General features: G+C 54.2%; 15 protein-coding genes and 5 tRNA genes. 10 read left to right on the top strand and 10 right to left on the bottom strand.

Going from position 1 to position 15,575, the window contains the following annotated elements; translation table 11 throughout:
- Positions 1 to 2: 2 nt before the first annotated feature.
- The 10 genes from nrdF (at position 3) to emrB (ending at position 10,677) form a co-directional block, all read left to right on the top strand.
- The gene (gene nrdF, locus WM46_RS25640; RefSeq protein WP_102603720.1) at positions 3 to 962 is read left to right on the top strand and encodes a class 1b ribonucleoside-diphosphate reductase subunit beta; all 960 of its coding nucleotides are present in this window, start codon (positions 3 to 5) and stop codon (positions 960 to 962) included.
- Between the two features lie 355 nt (positions 963 to 1,317).
- Positions 1,318 to 2,520 (top strand): glycine betaine/L-proline ABC transporter ATP-binding protein ProV, encoded by a 1,203-nt coding sequence (gene proV, locus WM46_RS25630; RefSeq protein WP_061075056.1) that lies wholly within the window; start codon positions 1,318 to 1,320, stop codon positions 2,518 to 2,520.
- Positions 2,513 to 3,577, top strand: a complete 1,065-nt coding sequence (gene proW / locus WM46_RS25625) for a glycine betaine/L-proline ABC transporter permease ProW (RefSeq protein WP_102603719.1) — start codon at positions 2,513 to 2,515, stop codon at positions 3,575 to 3,577. The genes proV and proW overlap by 8 nt, the downstream gene beginning before the upstream one ends.
- A gap of 68 nt (positions 3,578 to 3,645) precedes the next feature.
- Positions 3,646 to 4,641 (top strand): glycine betaine/L-proline ABC transporter substrate-binding protein ProX, encoded by a 996-nt coding sequence (gene proX, locus WM46_RS25620; protein ID WP_061075058.1) that lies wholly within the window; start codon positions 3,646 to 3,648, stop codon positions 4,639 to 4,641.
- A gap of 192 nt (positions 4,642 to 4,833) precedes the next feature.
- Positions 4,834 to 6,018, top strand: coding sequence for an MFS transporter (locus WM46_RS25615; protein ID WP_102603718.1), 1,185 nt, complete (start codon positions 4,834 to 4,836; stop codon positions 6,016 to 6,018).
- 124 nt (positions 6,019 to 6,142) lie between these two features.
- Positions 6,143 to 6,880 carry an AzlC family ABC transporter permease gene (locus WM46_RS25610; protein WP_043001836.1) on the top strand — a complete coding sequence of 246 codons (738 nt, stop codon included), beginning with the start codon at positions 6,143 to 6,145 and terminating at the stop codon, positions 6,878 to 6,880.
- The gene (gene ygaH, locus WM46_RS25605) at positions 6,870 to 7,205 is read left to right on the top strand and encodes an L-valine transporter subunit YgaH (protein ID WP_061075060.1); all 336 of its coding nucleotides are present in this window, start codon (positions 6,870 to 6,872) and stop codon (positions 7,203 to 7,205) included. The genes WM46_RS25610 and ygaH overlap by 11 nt, the downstream gene beginning before the upstream one ends.
- 90 nt (positions 7,206 to 7,295) lie before the next feature.
- On the top strand, positions 7,296 to 7,826 hold the full coding sequence (gene mprA / locus WM46_RS25600) for a transcriptional repressor MprA (protein WP_061075061.1): 531 nt from the start codon (positions 7,296 to 7,298) through the stop codon (positions 7,824 to 7,826).
- Between the two features lie 124 nt (positions 7,827 to 7,950).
- Positions 7,951 to 9,123, top strand: a complete 1,173-nt coding sequence (gene emrA, locus WM46_RS25595; RefSeq protein ID WP_042999624.1) for a multidrug efflux MFS transporter periplasmic adaptor subunit EmrA — start codon at positions 7,951 to 7,953, stop codon at positions 9,121 to 9,123.
- Positions 9,124 to 9,138: 15 nt separating this feature from the next.
- Positions 9,139 to 10,677 carry a multidrug efflux MFS transporter permease subunit EmrB gene (gene emrB / locus WM46_RS25590; protein WP_061075062.1) on the top strand — a complete coding sequence of 513 codons (1,539 nt, stop codon included), beginning with the start codon at positions 9,139 to 9,141 and terminating at the stop codon, positions 10,675 to 10,677.
- A gap of 64 nt (positions 10,678 to 10,741) precedes the next feature.
- On the opposite strand, the gene luxS is transcribed toward emrB, so the two are convergent.
- The 10 genes from luxS to csrA form a co-directional block, all read right to left on the bottom strand.
- Complete coding sequence (gene luxS / locus WM46_RS25585) at positions 10,742 to 11,257, bottom strand: S-ribosylhomocysteine lyase (RefSeq protein ID WP_016154160.1); 516 nt, start codon at positions 11,255 to 11,257, stop codon at positions 10,742 to 10,744.
- Positions 11,258 to 11,405: 148 nt separating this feature from the next.
- Positions 11,406 to 12,965: a glutamate--cysteine ligase gene (gene gshA, locus WM46_RS25580; protein WP_061075063.1), complete on the bottom strand. Its 1,560-nt coding sequence runs from the start codon at positions 12,963 to 12,965 to the stop codon at positions 11,406 to 11,408.
- A gap of 78 nt (positions 12,966 to 13,043) precedes the next feature.
- Positions 13,044 to 13,472 (bottom strand): YqaA family protein, encoded by a 429-nt coding sequence (locus WM46_RS25575; RefSeq protein ID WP_042999619.1) that lies wholly within the window; start codon positions 13,470 to 13,472, stop codon positions 13,044 to 13,046.
- Positions 13,469 to 14,035 (bottom strand): fructose-1-phosphate/6-phosphogluconate phosphatase, encoded by a 567-nt coding sequence (yqaB, locus tag WM46_RS25570; RefSeq protein ID WP_061075064.1) that lies wholly within the window; start codon positions 14,033 to 14,035, stop codon positions 13,469 to 13,471. The genes WM46_RS25575 and yqaB overlap by 4 nt, the downstream gene beginning before the upstream one ends.
- A 251-nt stretch (positions 14,036 to 14,286) precedes the next feature.
- A tRNA-Arg gene (locus tag WM46_RS25565) sits at positions 14,287 to 14,363 on the bottom strand.
- 142 nt (positions 14,364 to 14,505) lie between these two features.
- Positions 14,506 to 14,582, bottom strand: a tRNA-Arg gene (locus tag WM46_RS25560).
- A gap of 61 nt (positions 14,583 to 14,643) precedes the next feature.
- Positions 14,644 to 14,720 (bottom strand) — tRNA-Arg (locus WM46_RS25555).
- Between the two features lie 62 nt (positions 14,721 to 14,782).
- Positions 14,783 to 14,859, bottom strand: a tRNA-Arg gene (locus WM46_RS25550).
- A gap of 3 nt (positions 14,860 to 14,862) precedes the next feature.
- A tRNA-Ser gene (locus WM46_RS25545) sits at positions 14,863 to 14,955 on the bottom strand.
- A gap of 335 nt (positions 14,956 to 15,290) precedes the next feature.
- On the bottom strand, positions 15,291 to 15,476 hold the full coding sequence (csrA, locus tag WM46_RS25535; protein ID WP_000906486.1) for a carbon storage regulator CsrA: 186 nt from the start codon (positions 15,474 to 15,476) through the stop codon (positions 15,291 to 15,293).
- Between the last annotated feature and the right edge of the window lie 99 nt (positions 15,477 to 15,575).

The raw sequence follows: 15,575 nt of genomic DNA, 5'->3' as shown, positions 1-15,575 counted from the left end.
GTATGACATTATCACGCGTGAGCGCCATCAACTGGAATAAGATTCAGGACGACAAAGATCTGGAAGTGTGGAACCGCCTGACCAGCAACTTCTGGCTGCCGGAAAAAGTGCCGTTGTCTAACGATATTCCGGCGTGGCAAAACCTGAGCGCCGCCGAGCAACAGCTGACCATCCGCGTCTTTACCGGCCTGACGCTGCTCGACACCATCCAGAATATCGCCGGGGCCCCGTCGCTAATGGCGGATTCCCTGACGCCGCACGAAGAGGCGGTGCTGTCTAACATCAGTTTTATGGAAGCGGTGCACGCCCGCTCCTACAGTTCCATCTTCTCTACGCTGTGCCAGACGAAAGATGTCGATGCCGCTTATGCCTGGAGCGAAGAAAATGCGCCGTTGCAGCAAAAGGCGCAGATTATCCTCGCGCATTACGCCAGCGATGACCCTTTAAAGAAGAAGATTGCCAGCGTGTTTCTGGAATCCTTCCTGTTCTATTCCGGCTTCTGGTTGCCGATGTATTTCTCCAGCCGCGGCAAACTCACCAACACCGCCGATCTGATCCGCCTGATCATTCGCGACGAAGCGGTTCATGGCTATTACATCGGCTATAAATACCAGAAAGGACTGGAAAAACGGTCTCAATCCGAGCGTGACGAGCTGAAGGGTTTTGCCCTCGATCTGCTGATGGAGCTGTACGATAACGAAGTTCGTTATACCGAAGAGCTGTATGCCGACACCGCCTGGGCAGAGGATGTCAACGCGTTCCTTTGCTACAACGCCAACAAGGCGTTGATGAACCTGGGCTATGAGGCGCTGTTCCCGGCGGAAATGGCGGAGGTGAACCCGGCGATCCTGGCTGCGCTTTCGCCCAACGCCGACGAAAATCACGACTTTTTCTCTGGCTCGGGATCGTCGTACGTGATGGGTAAAGCCGTCGAAACAGAAGACGAAGACTGGAATTTTTAACGCAAATTAATATGAGGAATATCATTACAATATTTACGTTAATATTTTAAGCAGATCACGTTTTTATCACCCAACTATTTCAGGGTGATCTACACTCAATAGCTGTTGTCATATTCGCCTGAATTTTCGAAATTCAGGCGCCTTTCCAGTGGTCCTTACAAAAAATATTCACCGGCCGTGGTTTGCTCTCAGCCCTTATATCATGGGAAGTCCCGGCAATTTGCCTTCTACCCTATTTCGCCTCATTTCACATTCAGGGTTGTCTCAGATTCTCAGTATGTTAGGGTAGAAAAAGGTGACTATTTCTATCAGGTAATATATCGATATATACAAATAACAGGAATCTTTCTATTGCATGGCAATTAAATTAGAAGTTAAAAATCTATATAAAGTATTTGGAGAGCATCCACAGCGCGCCTTCAAATATATTGAAAAAGGACTTTCAAAAGAACAAATTCTGGAAAAAACAGGGCTATCGCTTGGCGTTAAAGACGCCAGTCTGGCCATTGAAGAAGGCGAGATATTTGTCATCATGGGATTATCCGGTTCGGGTAAATCCACAATGGTACGCCTTCTCAATCGCCTGATTGAACCCACCCGCGGACAGGTACTGATTGACGGCGTCGATATCGCCAAAATATCGGATGCCGAACTCCGCGAGGTGCGCAGAAAAAAGATTGCGATGGTTTTCCAGTCATTTGCGCTCATGCCGCACATGACCGTTCTGGACAATACCGCATTCGGCATGGAATTAGCCGGTGTGAGTGCTGAGGAACGTCGCGAAAAAGCGCTGGATGCCCTGCGCCAGGTGGGACTTGAAAATTACGCGCACGGCTATCCGGATGAACTTTCCGGCGGCATGCGTCAGCGTGTCGGTCTCGCCCGGGCATTAGCCATTAACCCTGACATTTTATTAATGGATGAAGCCTTCTCCGCGCTCGATCCCTTAATTCGTACCGAGATGCAGGATGAACTGGTGAAACTGCAGGCGAAACATCAGCGCACCGTCGTCTTTATTTCCCACGATCTCGATGAAGCGATGCGTATTGGCGATCGAATTGCCATTATGCAAAATGGCGAAGTGGTTCAGGTCGGTACTCCGGATGAAATTCTGAATAATCCGGCGAACGATTATGTGCGTACCTTCTTCCGTGGCGTCGATATTAGCCAGGTCTTTAGCGCGAAAGATATTGCCCGCCGTAGCCCGGTCGGACTGATTCGTAAAACGCCAGGCTTTGGTCCCCGTTCAGCCCTGAAATTATTACAGGACGAAGACCGGGAATACGGTTACGTCATCGAACGCGGCAATAAGTTTGTTGGCGTGGTCTCCATCGACTCATTAAAAGCGGCATTAGGTCAGGCCCAAAGCATTGAAGGGGCGTTAATCGACGAGCCGCTGGCCGTGGATGCGCAAACCCCGCTTAGCGAGTTGCTTTCTCATGTCGGACAGGCGCCGTGCGCGGTGCCGGTTGTTGATGAGGAACAACAGTATGTTGGCATTATTTCCAAACGCATGCTGCTACAGGCTTTAGATCGCGAGGGGGCAAACAATGGCTGATCAATCCAATCCGTGGGATACCGCACCAGCGGCCGATAGCGCCGCACAATCCGCTGACGCCTGGGGCACGCCGTCAGGGACGCCTGCCGATAGCGGCGGTGCCGACTGGCTGACCAGCGCGCCTGCGCCAGCACCGGAACATTTCAACATTATGGATCCGTTCCATAAGACGCTGATCCCGCTCGACAGTTGGGTCACTGAAGGGATCGACTGGGTGGTCACCCATTTCCGTCCCGTCTTCCAGGGCATTCGTGTGCCAGTGGATTACATCCTTAACGGTTTTCAGCAGTTGCTGCTGGGGATGCCGGCTCCGGTGGCGATCGTCGTTTTCGCCCTGATCGCCTGGCAGATTTCCGGCGTCGGGATGGGCGTGGCGACGCTGATCTCCCTGATTGCGATCGGCGCAATCGGCGCCTGGTCGCAGGCGATGATTACGCTGGCGCTGGTGCTGACCGCCCTGTTGTTCTGCGTGGTGATCGGCCTACCGATGGGGATCTGGCTGGCGCGCAGTCCACGGGCGGCGAAGATCGTTCGTCCGCTGCTCGACGCCATGCAGACAACGCCGGCGTTCGTCTATCTGGTGCCGATTGTGATGCTGTTCGGTATCGGGAACGTGCCGGGGGTGGTCGTGACGATTATCTTTGCGTTGCCTCCGATTGTGCGTCTGACGATCCTCGGGATTAACCAGGTTCCGGCTGATTTGATCGAAGCGTCACGTTCATTTGGAGCCAGCCCGCGTCAGATGCTGTTCAAAGTTCAGTTACCGCTGGCGATGCCCACCATTATGGCGGGGGTCAACCAGACGCTCATGCTTGCTCTCTCGATGGTCGTGATCGCCTCCATGATTGCCGTCGGTGGTCTGGGCCAGATGGTACTGCGCGGTATCGGTCGTCTCGATATGGGACTGGCTACCGTCGGCGGGGTCGGCATTGTGATCCTTGCCATCATTCTGGACCGTCTGACTCAGGCCGTGGGTCGCGACTCCCGCAGTCGGGGTAACCGTCGCTGGTACACCACCGGTCCCGTTGGGCTCATCACGCGCCCTTTCATTAAGTAATTCACCTGTTGCCCGGTGGCGCTGCGCTTACCGGGCCTACACGTCCCTCCAATAATTAAGGAACAACGATGCGACATACCGTACTTTTTGCCACAGCGTTTGCCACCCTTGTCTCTACCAGCGCTTTCGCTGCCGACCTGCCAGGCAAAGGCATTACCGTCCAACCGGTACAGAGCACCATCACCGAAGAAACCTTCCAGACGCTGCTGGTGAGCCGCGCGCTGGAGAAACTGGGTTATACCGTAAGCAAACCGAGCGAAGTCGACTATAACGTGGGCTACACCTCTATTGCCTCCGGCGACGCCACCTTTACCGCCGTCAACTGGCAGCCGCTGCACGACGATATGTATTCTGCGGCAGGCGGGGACAAGAAGTTTTACCGCGAAGGCACGTTCGTCACTGGCGCCGCGCAAGGTTATCTGATCGATAAGAAAACCGCTGAGCAGTACAAAATTACTAACATCGCCCAGTTGAAAGACCCCAACATCGCTAAAATCTTCGATACCAACGGCGACGGTAAAGCGGACATGATGGGCTGCTCGCCAGGCTGGGGCTGTGAAGCGGTGATTAACCACCAGAACAAAGCGTTTGATCTGGAAAAAACCGTCGACGTCAGCCACGGTAACTACGCGGCGATGATGGCCGATACCATCACCCGCTTTAAAGAAGGTAAACCGATTCTGTATTACACCTGGACGCCTTACTGGGTGAGCGACGTGATGAAGCCAGGTAAAGATGTGGTCTGGTTACAGGTGCCGTTCTCCTCGCTGCCGGGTGAGCAGAAAGATATCGATACTAAACTGCCGAATGGCGCGAACTATGGCTTCCCGGTAAACACCATGCACATCGTTGCCAACAAGGCCTGGGCAGAGAAAAACCCGGCGGCGGCGAAACTGTTTGCCATCATGAAACTGCCGCTGGCAGACATCAACGCGCAGAATGCGATGATGCATGACGGCAAAGCGTCGGAAGCTGACGTTCAGGGTCATGTTGACGGCTGGATCAAAGCCCACCAGCAGCAGTTCGACGGCTGGGTGAACGACGCGCTGGCTGCGCAGAAGTAATCGCCTCCTGAGTGCCGGAGGGCGCGCGATGCGCTTATCCGGCCAGGGATAGCCGGGAACGCGGTTCCCGGCCTGCTCCCTCCGTTTCCCCTGACCGCACAATCCGGCACGCAACAAATCCCCTACATTCATAAATGTCCGCTATGATTGATTCCCAAAGAAATCATCACCTGACTCACGATTGCGAACATAATGACAAAAACATCTCACGGGCTGAGCCCGGCACTGATCGTTCTCATGTCGGTGGCAACCGGTCTGGCCGTCGCCAGCAACTACTATGCACAGCCACTGCTTGATACCATCGCACGCAACTTCTCGCTTTCCGCCAGTTCAGCCGGATTTATCGTCACCGCCGCCCAGCTTGGCTACGCCGCCGGTTTGCTGTTTCTGGTTCCGCTTGGCGATATGTTTGAACGCCGGACGCTGATCGTCTCCATGACGCTGTTGGCGGCAGGCGGGATGCTCATTACCGCCAGCAGTCAGTCGCTGGCGATGATGATCCTCGGCACGGCGCTGACCGGACTCTTTTCCGTGGTCGCACAGATTCTGGTGCCGCTGGCGGCAACGCTTGCCACGCCGGATAAACGCGGCAAAGTGGTCGGGACCATCATGAGCGGCCTGCTGCTGGGCATTTTGCTGGCGCGAACCGTGGCGGGACTGCTGGCGAATCTTGGCGGCTGGCGCACCGTCTTCTGGGTCGCCTCTGTATTGATGGCGCTGATGGCTATCGCTCTGTGGCGCGGCTTGCCGAAGGTGAAGTCAGACACCCACCTGAACTACCCGCAACTGCTGGGTTCGGTGTTCAGCTTGTTTACTCGCGATAAGCTGCTGCGTACGCGTGCACTGTTGGGCTGCCTGACCTTCGCCAACTTCAGCATTCTCTGGACCTCAATGGCGTTTTTACTGGCCGCCCCGCCGTTTAACTATTCCGAAGGGATGATTGGCCTGTTTGGGCTGGCGGGTGCCGCTGGCGCGCTCGGCGCACGTCCGGCCGGCGGTTTTGCGGATAAAGGACATTCTCACCTCACCACGACCTATGGCCTGCTGTTATTGCTGCTTTCCTGGCTCGCCATCTGGCTGGGACACGCCTCAGTACTGGCGCTGATTGTGGGGATCCTGGTTCTGGATCTCACCGTTCAGGGAGTTCACATCACTAACCAGACGGTGATTTATCGTCTGTATCCAGAGGCCCGAAACCGCCTGACCGCCGGGTATATGACCAGTTACTTTATCGGCGGGGCAGCAGGGTCATTGATCTCCGCCTCGGCCTGGCAGCATGCCGGATGGCTGGGTGTTTGTCTGGCCGGTACGACCGTTGCCGTACTGAACCTGCTGGTCTGGTGGCGAGGGTTTCACCGACAAGAAGCTGCTATTTAAGCGCCCGGCAAGCGTTTGCGCTCGTTTGGGCTCCTGAGGGTGTTAAGGAGCCCCCCAGTCTGTTAAGGTGATAGGGATTATTAACCCTGATAATTTTAACATTGGTGATAACGCGCAAAATTCTATGGAAAGGCCCGCTTCTCTGCCCAATACCCCTCCGGCTACCTGCGCGGAAGGATTCAAAGACAGCTTACCCATCGTCATCAGCTATATTCCTGTTGCCTTTGCATTTGGTCTCAATGCCACCCGTCTCGGGTTTAGCCCGGTTGAGAGCGTGTTTTTCTCCTGCATTATTTATGCAGGCGCCAGCCAGTTCGTTATCACAACCATGCTCGCCGCAGGCAGCACATTATGGGTTGCCGCCCTGACCGTCATGGCGATGGATGTACGCCATGTTTTATACGGTCCTTCCCTGCGCAGTCGTATCGCCCAGAAGCTCAGTAAACCGAAAACCGCCCTGTGGGCATTTGGTCTCACCGACGAAGTCTTTGCCGCTGCCACCGCGAAGCTGGTGCGGGATAACCGTCGCTGGAGCGAGAACTGGATGATCGGCATCGCGTTTTGCTCCTGGGCCTCCTGGGTGCTGGGAACCGTGCTCGGCGCCTTTTCCGGCAGCGGTTTATTGAAAGGATTCCCGGCGGTCGAAGCGGCGCTCGGTTTTATGCTCCCCGCGCTGTTTATGAGTTTTCTGCTGGCGTCATTCCAGCGTAAACAGTCCCTGTGCGTGACCGCCGCATTAGCGGGCGCGCTGGCGGGCGTGACGCTGTTTTCCATCCCCGCCGCGATTCTTGCGGGGATTGTGTGTGGTTGTCTGACCGCGCTGATTCAGGCTTTCTGGCAAGGAGTTCCCGATGCGCTATGAGGTGCTGCTGCTCGGATTGCTGGTCGGCTGTGTAAATTATGGGTTTCGCTATTTACCGTTGCGTCTGAAGATGGGCAATACCCGTCCGGGCAAGCGTGGCGCAACCGGCGTTTTACTCGACACCATCGGCATTGCATCAATTTGCGCCCTGCTGGTTGTGTCAACGGCCCCAGAGATAATGCATGATGCCAGTCGCTTCGTGCCGACGCTCGTGGGTTTTGCTGTACTGGGTGCAAGTTTTTATAAAACGCGCAGTATCATTATTCCTACGCTATTAAGTGCTCTGGCCTATGGATTAGCGTGGAAAATGTTGGCGGTTTTATAGGATGGAAAAATCATTTTAATTTAATAATACATTTACTTTATTTGTCACTGTCGTTACTATATCGGCTGAAATTAATGAGGTCATGCCCAAATGGATAGTTCGTTTACGCCCATTGAACAAATGCTAAAATTTCGCGCCAGCCGCCACGAGGATTTTCCGTATCAGGAAATTCTGCTGACTCGTCTTTGCATGCATATGCAAGGAAAGCTGCTGGATAACCGCAATAAAATGCTGAAAGCTCAAGGGATTAACGAGACGTTGTTTATGGCGTTGATTACGCTGGAGTCTCAGGAAAACCACAGCATTCAGCCTTCTGAACTGAGCTGCGCCCTGGGATCATCCCGTACTAACGCGACACGTATCGCTGATGAGCTGGAAAAGCGCGGTTGGATCGAGCGCCGTGAAAGCGACAACGATCGTCGTTGCCTGCATCTGCAGTTAACCGATAAAGGCCATGCTTTTTTGCGCGAAGTATTACCGCCGCAGCATAACTGCCTGCATCAACTGTGGTCCTCTCTTAGCACTGCAGAAAAAGAACAGCTTGAGCACATCACCCGTAAGCTTCTGACGCGTCTCGATCAGATGGACCAGGATGGTGCCATTCTTGAGGCGCTGAGCTAACGCGTCGACTCGCTCTATCATCCAGATTAAGAAAGAAAACTGACTGGCCAGCACCTGAACGTGCTGGCCTTTCTGATAAACAGCTCGGCCCAGCCGACGAAAAAATAAGATCGTGGAGAACAACATGAGCGCAAATGCGGAGACTCAAACCCCGCAGCAACCGGTTAAGAAGAAAAGCAAACGTAAAAGTACGCTGCTCCTCCTGACCTTGCTCTTTATCATTATTGCCGTGGCATATGGGATTTATTGGTTTTTGGTACTGCGTCATGTCGAAGAGACTGATGATGCGTACGTGGCAGGGAACCAGGTTCAAATCATGGCACAGGTATCCGGCAGCGTGACGAAAGTCTGGGCGGATAACACTGATTTTGTTAAACAGGGTGACGTTCTCGTCACGCTCGATCAGACGGATGCCAGACAGGCATTTGAAAAAGCGAAGACCGCGCTGGCCTCCAGCGTCCGTCAGACGCATCAGTTAATGATCAACAGCAAACAGTTGCAGGCGAACATTGCGGTGCAGAAAACCGCCCTCGCCCAGGCGCAAAGCGATTTCAACCGTCGCGTACCGCTCGGTAACGCCAATCTGATTGGTCGCGAAGAGTTGCAACACGCGCGGGATGCCGTGGCCAGCGCTCAGGCGCAGCTTGATGTTGCCATTCAGCAATACAATGCAAATCAGGCGATGATCCTGGACAGCAAGCTGGAAGATCAGCCCGCCGTCCAACAGGCTGCCACCGAAGTGCGTAACGCCTGGCTGGCGCTGGAACGTACCAAAATCGTCAGCCCGATGACCGGCTACGTGTCGCGCCGCGCCGTACAGCCTGGCGCGCAGATCAGCCCCACAACGCCGCTGATGGCCGTAGTTCCGGCGACCAACCTATGGGTCGACGCCAACTTCAAAGAAACGCAGCTTGCCCATATGCGCATCGGCCAACCGGCAACGGTGATCAGTGATATCTACGGCGATGACGTTAAGTACACCGGTAAAGTGGTCGGTCTTGATATGGGTACCGGCAGCGCCTTCTCGCTGCTGCCGGCACAGAATGCGACCGGTAACTGGATCAAAGTGGTTCAGCGTCTGCCCGTACGTATCGAACTGGACGCACAGCAGCTGGCGCAACATCCGCTGCGCATTGGTTTATCGACGCTGGTCACCGTCGATACCGCAAACCGCGACGGTCAGGTTCTGGCCAGTCAGGTTCGCACCACGCCGGTGTCTGAGAGTAACGCCCGTGAAATCAGCCTTGCCCCGGTCAATAAACTGATCGAAGAGATTGTGCAGGCCAACGCAGGCTAATTTGAGGTGCGTGTGATGCAACAGCAAAAACCGCTGGAGGGCGCGCAGCTCGTCATTATGACGATTGCGCTGTCGCTGGCGACATTCATGCAGGTGCTGGACTCCACCATTGCTAACGTGGCGATCCCCACAATCGCAGGGAACCTGGGCTCATCGCTGAGTCAGGGGACGTGGGTGATCACCTCTTTCGGGGTGGCGAACGCCATCTCGATTCCCATCACCGGCTGGCTAGCGAAACGCGTCGGGGAAGTAAAGCTGTTCATGTGGTCAACGGTGGCGTTTGCCATTGCCTCATGGGCGTGCGGTGTCTCCAGCAGCCTGAATATGCTGATCTTCTTCCGCGTCGTTCAGGGCGTGGTTGCCGGACCGCTGATCCCACTTTCGCAAAGTCTGCTGCTGAATAACTATCCTGCCGCGAAGCGTTCTATCGCGCTGGCGCTGTGGTCGATGACGGTGATTGTCGCGCCGATTTGCGGCCCGATTCTGGGCGGCTATATCAGCGATAACTACCACTGGGGCTGGATCTTCTTTATCAACGTGCCGATCGGTATTGCAGTCGTTCTGATGACGCTGCAAACCCTGCGCGGACGCGAAACACGCACGGAGCAACGGCGGATTGACGCCATCGGGCTGGCGCTACTGGTGGTTGGTATCGGTAGTTTGCAGATTATGCTCGACCGGGGGAAAGAGCTGGACTGGTTCGCCTCGCAGGAAATCGTCATTCTGACCGTAGTGGCGGTGGTCGCCATTAGCTTCCTGATTGTCTGGGAGCTTACCGACGATAACCCCATTGTCGATCTCTCGCTGTTTAAATCGCGAAACTTTACCATCGGCTGTTTGTGTATCAGCCTGGCCTATATGCTGTACTTCGGGGCGATTGTTCTGTTGCCGCAGCTCTTGCAGGAGGTCTACGGCTATACCGCGACGTGGGCGGGGCTGGCATCCGCGCCGGTCGGCATCATTCCGGTGATTCTGTCGCCGATTATCGGCCGCTTTGCCCATAAGCTGGATATGCGCAGGCTGGTAACGTTCAGCTTTATTATGTACGCCGTCTGCTTCTACTGGCGTGCGTGGACGTTTGAACCGGGAATGGACTTCGGCGCCTCAGCCTGGCCGCAGTTTATTCAGGGCTTCGCGGTGGCGTGCTTCTTTATGCCGCTGACAACCATCACGCTGTCTGGCTTACCGCCAGAGCGGCTGGCGGCGGCATCGAGTTTGTCTAACTTTACGCGAACGCTGGCGGGGTCGATCGGGACATCGATCACCACCACCATGTGGACCAACCGGGAATCGATGCACCATGCGCAGTTAACCGAGTCGGTGAATCCGTATAACCCGAACGCGCAGGCGATGTACGATCAGCTACAGGGACTGGGCATGACGCAACAACAGGCGTCTGGCTGGATAGCTCAGCAGATCACTAATCAGGGGCTGATTATTTCCGCCAACGAGATCTTCTGGATGTCAGCGGGGATCTTCCTGGTGTTGCTCGGCCTGGTCTGGTTCGCCAAACCCCCGTTTGGTGCGGGCGGCGGCGGCGGTGGCGCGCACTAGGTGACAGCGATAAAAAAGCCCGTTCAGTCGAACGGGCTTTTTTTGCCGGTAATCACACAGACAACTAGATGTGCAGTTCCTGCAACTTCTCTTTCGGCAGCGCCAACTCTTCATTGCTGTTGACGCGAACGTCGTGCTCCAGAATATGACGTGCGATATCCTGCGCTTCGCTCAGGGAGTGCATCTGATACGTGCCGCACTGGTAAACGTTCAGTTCCGGGATCTGATTCTGATCCTGAACTTTCAGCACGTCGGCCATCGCCGCTTTCCAGGCATCTGCCACACGCTGCTCATCCGGCGTACCAATCAGGCTCATATAGAAACCGGTACGGCAGCCCATCGGGGAGATATCAATAATCTCGACGCCGTTACCGTTGAGGTGATTACGCATAAAGCCTGCGAACAGATGCTCCAGCGTGTGAATCCCTTTCTCCGGCATCACCTCTTTGTTTGGAATGCAGAAACGCAGATCAAACACGGTAATGGCGTCACCGTGTGGCGTGTTCATCGTTTTCGCCACACGGACTGCAGGTGCTTCCATCCGGGTATGATCGACAGTGAAGCTATCTAACAACGGCATTTAGCCACCTCCGATAATTTTTTTAAAATAAACTGAACTCTTTGTTTCGGTGCGAGTCTGAGTACATGAAAGACGCGCATTTGTTATCATCATCCCTGTTTTCAGAGATGAAATTTTGGCCACTCCCGAGTGGCCTTTTTCTTTTCTGTCAGGCCTGTTGCTTTGCCAGCCAGCGGTCAAACGGTTCCGTATCTGCCGCCTCAACCTCGCGCTGACGACGTTTTGAGGCGTCACGTTCAGCCACAAAGTCTTCTTCCTGCAAAATTTCCAGCGGCTCTTCACGCAGCAGATTGCGGTAAGCTTCGCCCAGCGCCTTGCCCGTTCCGCCAATACCCGTATCAATCATAGACCGCAGAATACGTGCAGAGAACGTCAATTCCGGGTTATCAAAGCAGGCAACCAGTTCGTCACAGACTTTCTGATAATCCTCTCCGCCGTGGATGCTGTCCAGCGTTTGTGCCACACGCTTCAGATCGCGGAACAGATCTTTACCCACTTCGGGCAGCGGGAACTGTGCAGTTTCACAGCCGATACCTAACGTCAGGCCCGGCTTACGCCCTTCCAGAATCACCCGATTCCAGTTGGTACGCGTACACAGCAGCTCACTGCTGCTCATCTCCGGCGCATCGGCCAGCACACACCAGACCATGAACAGGTCAAGGAAACGCACCTGTTGCTCGTCCACGCCAATTGGCGAGAACGGGTTGATATCCAGCGAGCGGACTTCGATGTATTCGATACCGCCACGCAGAAGCGCATCTGAAGGCGACTCACCGCTACGCGTAACGCGTTTCGGACGAATCGGCGCATACAGCTCATTTTCAATCTGCAGCACGTTGCTGTTGATTTGCAGACGCTTACCGTCTTTTTCCAGCCCTACCGCCGCATACTCTTCAGAAGGCGTTTTAATCGCCCGCTTCAATCCTGCCACATACTCGTAGAGATCGTTAAACGTAATTCCGAGATTGCTTTGCGACTTATTGGTATAACCCAGATCGCTCAGTCGCAGCGAGGTCGCGTACGGCAGGTAGTACATTCCGCAGTCGGTTTTCTCAAACGGCAGCGTGGTCGGTTTGCCCTGCAGGAAGGAAGCGCAAATCGCCGGAGACGCGCCAAACAGATAAGGGATGACCCAGCCAAAGCGGTAATAGTTACGGATCAGGCGGAAATAGCCGGCAGAGATTTTCTCTTTTGCCTCTTCGCCTTCCACTACGCCGCATTTCGCCTGCCAGAATGCCATCGGCAGCGAGAAGTTGTAGTGCACACCGGAGATAGTTTGCATCAACGCACCGTAACGGTTTTTCAACCCTTCACGGTACAGCGTTTTCATACGACCAATATTTGAAGTGCCATATTGCGCCAGTTCAATGTCCTGACCTTCGGCAATGTAGCAAGGCATGCTCAGTGGCCACATGCGCTCATCACCCATATTTCTGGCGGTATAACGATGCAGGTCACGCATGAAGGTCAGCATATGCTGGATGTCACCGTCTACTGGCGTGATAAACTCCAGCAGCGCTTCCGCGAAATCCGTGGTAATCCATTTATGCGTCAGCGCTGAGCCTAACGCTTCAGGATGCCCCGTTGTCGCCAACGTGCCATCCGCATTCACGCGCAATGTTTCGCGCTCCAGCCCGCGCTGAATCCCCTGTAATGCCTGAGGATGCTTTTCCAGCCAGGCCAGAGCCTGTGATACGTCCGGGATCAAATTGACCTCCCGCCTGTCAAAATCGTATTAATTAGCATAATTGTAGTGGTTACCCTAAAGGCTAATCCCCAGGCACAATTAGTGCCACCAGGTAATGCCCTGAACGGTAGCAGCCGCGACGACAATATAGCGCAGCGCTTTGCCAAGGCATAAAAAAAAGAGCACCGGCCCCCACGAGAGGCGCATCCATCCCGCTAACAGGCACAGTAAATCACCCACAACCGGCATCCAGCTTAATAATAGTGTGACCGCGCCATAGCGTTTAAGCCAGCCTGTGGCTTTCTCCTGCCAGCGCGATGTCTTGCGCAGCGGGAAGAAACGCCCAAGGATAACGTTAGTTAACCCTCCAAGGCTATTACCCATTGTTGCTGTTAAAACTAAGACCCAGGGATGACTGAGCCCGGCCAGTAACATGGCAATCAGAACGACTTCCGAATTGCCGGGCAACAGCGTAGCGCTGAGAAAACTGCTGGCGAACAATGAAAGGAGCGACAGTCCGTCACTCACAGGTGCCGAACGTCCACAGCATCCATTCCGGCGGCGCGTGCGGCCTGGATACCAAAGTCTGCATCTTCAAATACCACGCACTGTGCCGGAGGCACGCCCATACGCTCAGCACAAAGCAGGAAGGTATCTGGCGCGGGTTTATGGTGCTGGACATGATCGGCGGCAACGACGGCATCAAAATAGCGACGCAGCCCCAGATGGGCCAGCAGCGCTTCCGCTATTGCGCTTTCACTGCCGGTCCCGACGGACATCGGGCGACGACCATGCCACGCTTTCACCACCTCAACCAGCGGCAACGGCTCGACGCTGTCGAGGAGCATGATTTTTACCGCGTCGGTTTTTTCACGGGCTAGCGCGTGGGGATCGAGATCCGCATGATTCAACTCAATAATGGACTGAGCAATACGCCATGTGGCTGAGCCGTTAAGGGCAATCATCGCCTGAAGATCAAAGTGCATACCGTAACGACCTAATACTTCAACCCACGCCTTACGGTGCGTCGGTTCAGTATCCAGAAGGGTACCATCCATATCGAAAATCAGACCCGCATAACGTTCGTACATAGCGCTCTCACCGGCAAGTAAACAGACGTTACTTTATCGTAATTGCTGGATTTTGTCGCTGACGACGATGCTGAGGATTGTTCAGGAGATGAATGCAAAGGAGAAAAGAAAGGAGAAAATGGCACATCCGGGAGGATGACTCGGCGAAGCCTCGCCCTTCGGGCCGTTGCTGAAGCAACGTTATCCTCCCTGGCGTTTGCGACACTCTCGCAGGCCATGAAACAACAAATTCGCTGTTATTCGGGAGAAGATGGTGCATCCGGGAGGATTCGAACCTCCGACCGCTCGGTTCGTAGCCGAGTACTCTATCCAGCTGAGCTACGGATGCATCGGAAAACATATTTTACTACCGATATTGATACTACACAAAAGCGGTATCAAGTAAGAGAGGGTGCAACGTTATCCTCCCTGGCGTTTGCGACACTCTCGCAGGCCATGAAACAACAAACTCGCTGTTATCCGGGAGAAGATGGTGCATCCGGGAGGATTCGAACCTCCGACCGCTCGGTTCGTAGCCGAGTACTCTATCCAGCTGAGCTACGGATGCATCGGAAAACGTATTTTACTGCCGATATTGATACTGCACAAAAGCGGTACCAAGTAAGAGATGGTGCATCCGGGAGGATTCGAACCTCCGACCGCTCGGTTCGTAGCCGAGTACTCTATCCAGCTGAGCTACGGATGCATCGGGAAACTTACTTTACTGCAGATTTTGATACCGCCACTAAAGCCGTATCAAGTAAGAGATGGTGCATCCGGGAGGATTCGAACCTCCGACCGCTCGGTTCGTAGCCGAGTACTCTATCCAGCTGAGCTACGGATGCAAATGGCGGTGAGGCGGGGATTCGAACCCCGGATGCAGCTTTTGACCGCATACTCCCTTAGCAGGGGAGCGCCTTCAGCCTCTCGGCCACCTCACCACACGCCTCTTACGAGTGCTTCGAAGAACTTGTTTCTGCTCATCGTCGCTGCGTGGCGCACATATTACTTTCTGGGACTTATAAGTCAAACAATTTTTCCTGAGCTTTTATCGTTTGCACACTTCACGTTCAATTAGTCTGCAAAAACGGCAAAAAGAGTGTTTTATCAACAGATAAATCGGTCTCTCGGGCAACGGACTGCCACGATAAAAAAGTCATACGGATGCACTAACACCAAGCGAAACAGGAAAAAGAGTCACAGAAAAACGAAAAAGAGTGGGAAGTTGCGAGGGAGTCAGGTTGCGCCTCACCCGGTCAGGTGAGACGCGGAAACCTTAGTAACTGGACTGCTGGGATTTTTCAGCCTGGATACGCTGGTAGATCTCTTCACGATGGACAGATACTTCTTTCGGGGCGTTTACGCCGATGCGTACCTGGTTGCCCTTCACCCCTAAAACTGTCACGGTGACCTCATCTCCAATCATGAGGGTCTCACCAACTCGACGAGTCAGAATCAGCATTCTTTGCTCCTTGAAAGATTAAAAGAGTCGGGTCTCTCTGTATCCCGGCATTATCCATCATATAACGCCAAAAAGTAAGCGATGACAAACACATTACAT

Source organism: Citrobacter freundii complex sp. CFNIH2 (genome assembly GCF_002880615.1).
Classification (GTDB): Bacteria; Pseudomonadota; Gammaproteobacteria; order Enterobacterales; family Enterobacteriaceae; genus Citrobacter_A; species Citrobacter_A amalonaticus_F.
This window is presented reverse-complemented; position numbering and strand designations above follow the sequence as displayed.

Excerpts from the sequence above, each read along its gene's own strand:
- proX (WP_061075058.1), top strand. The coding sequence starts at position 3,646 with ATGCGACATACCGTACTTTTTGCCACAGCGTTTGCCACCCTTGTCTCT.
- yqaB (WP_061075064.1), bottom strand. The coding sequence starts at position 14,035 with ATGTACGAACGTTATGCGGGTCTGATTTTCGATATGGATGGTACCCTT.
- emrA (WP_042999624.1), top strand. The coding sequence starts at position 7,951 with ATGAGCGCAAATGCGGAGACTCAAACCCCGCAGCAACCGGTTAAGAAG.
- csrA (WP_000906486.1), bottom strand. The coding sequence starts at position 15,476 with ATGCTGATTCTGACTCGTCGAGTTGGTGAGACCCTCATGATTGGAGAT.
- luxS (WP_016154160.1), bottom strand. The coding sequence starts at position 11,257 with ATGCCGTTGTTAGATAGCTTCACTGTCGATCATACCCGGATGGAAGCA.
- proV (WP_061075056.1), top strand. The coding sequence starts at position 1,318 with ATGGCAATTAAATTAGAAGTTAAAAATCTATATAAAGTATTTGGAGAG.
- emrB (WP_061075062.1), top strand. The coding sequence starts at position 9,139 with ATGCAACAGCAAAAACCGCTGGAGGGCGCGCAGCTCGTCATTATGACG.
- ygaH (WP_061075060.1), top strand. The coding sequence starts at position 6,870 with ATGCGCTATGAGGTGCTGCTGCTCGGATTGCTGGTCGGCTGTGTAAAT.
- proW (WP_102603719.1), top strand. The coding sequence starts at position 2,513 with ATGGCTGATCAATCCAATCCGTGGGATACCGCACCAGCGGCCGATAGC.
- nrdF (WP_102603720.1), top strand. The coding sequence starts at position 3 with ATGACATTATCACGCGTGAGCGCCATCAACTGGAATAAGATTCAGGAC.
- mprA (WP_061075061.1), top strand. The coding sequence starts at position 7,296 with ATGGATAGTTCGTTTACGCCCATTGAACAAATGCTAAAATTTCGCGCC.
- WM46_RS25615 (WP_102603718.1), top strand. The coding sequence starts at position 4,834 with ATGACAAAAACATCTCACGGGCTGAGCCCGGCACTGATCGTTCTCATG.
- WM46_RS25610 (WP_043001836.1), top strand. The coding sequence starts at position 6,143 with ATGGAAAGGCCCGCTTCTCTGCCCAATACCCCTCCGGCTACCTGCGCG.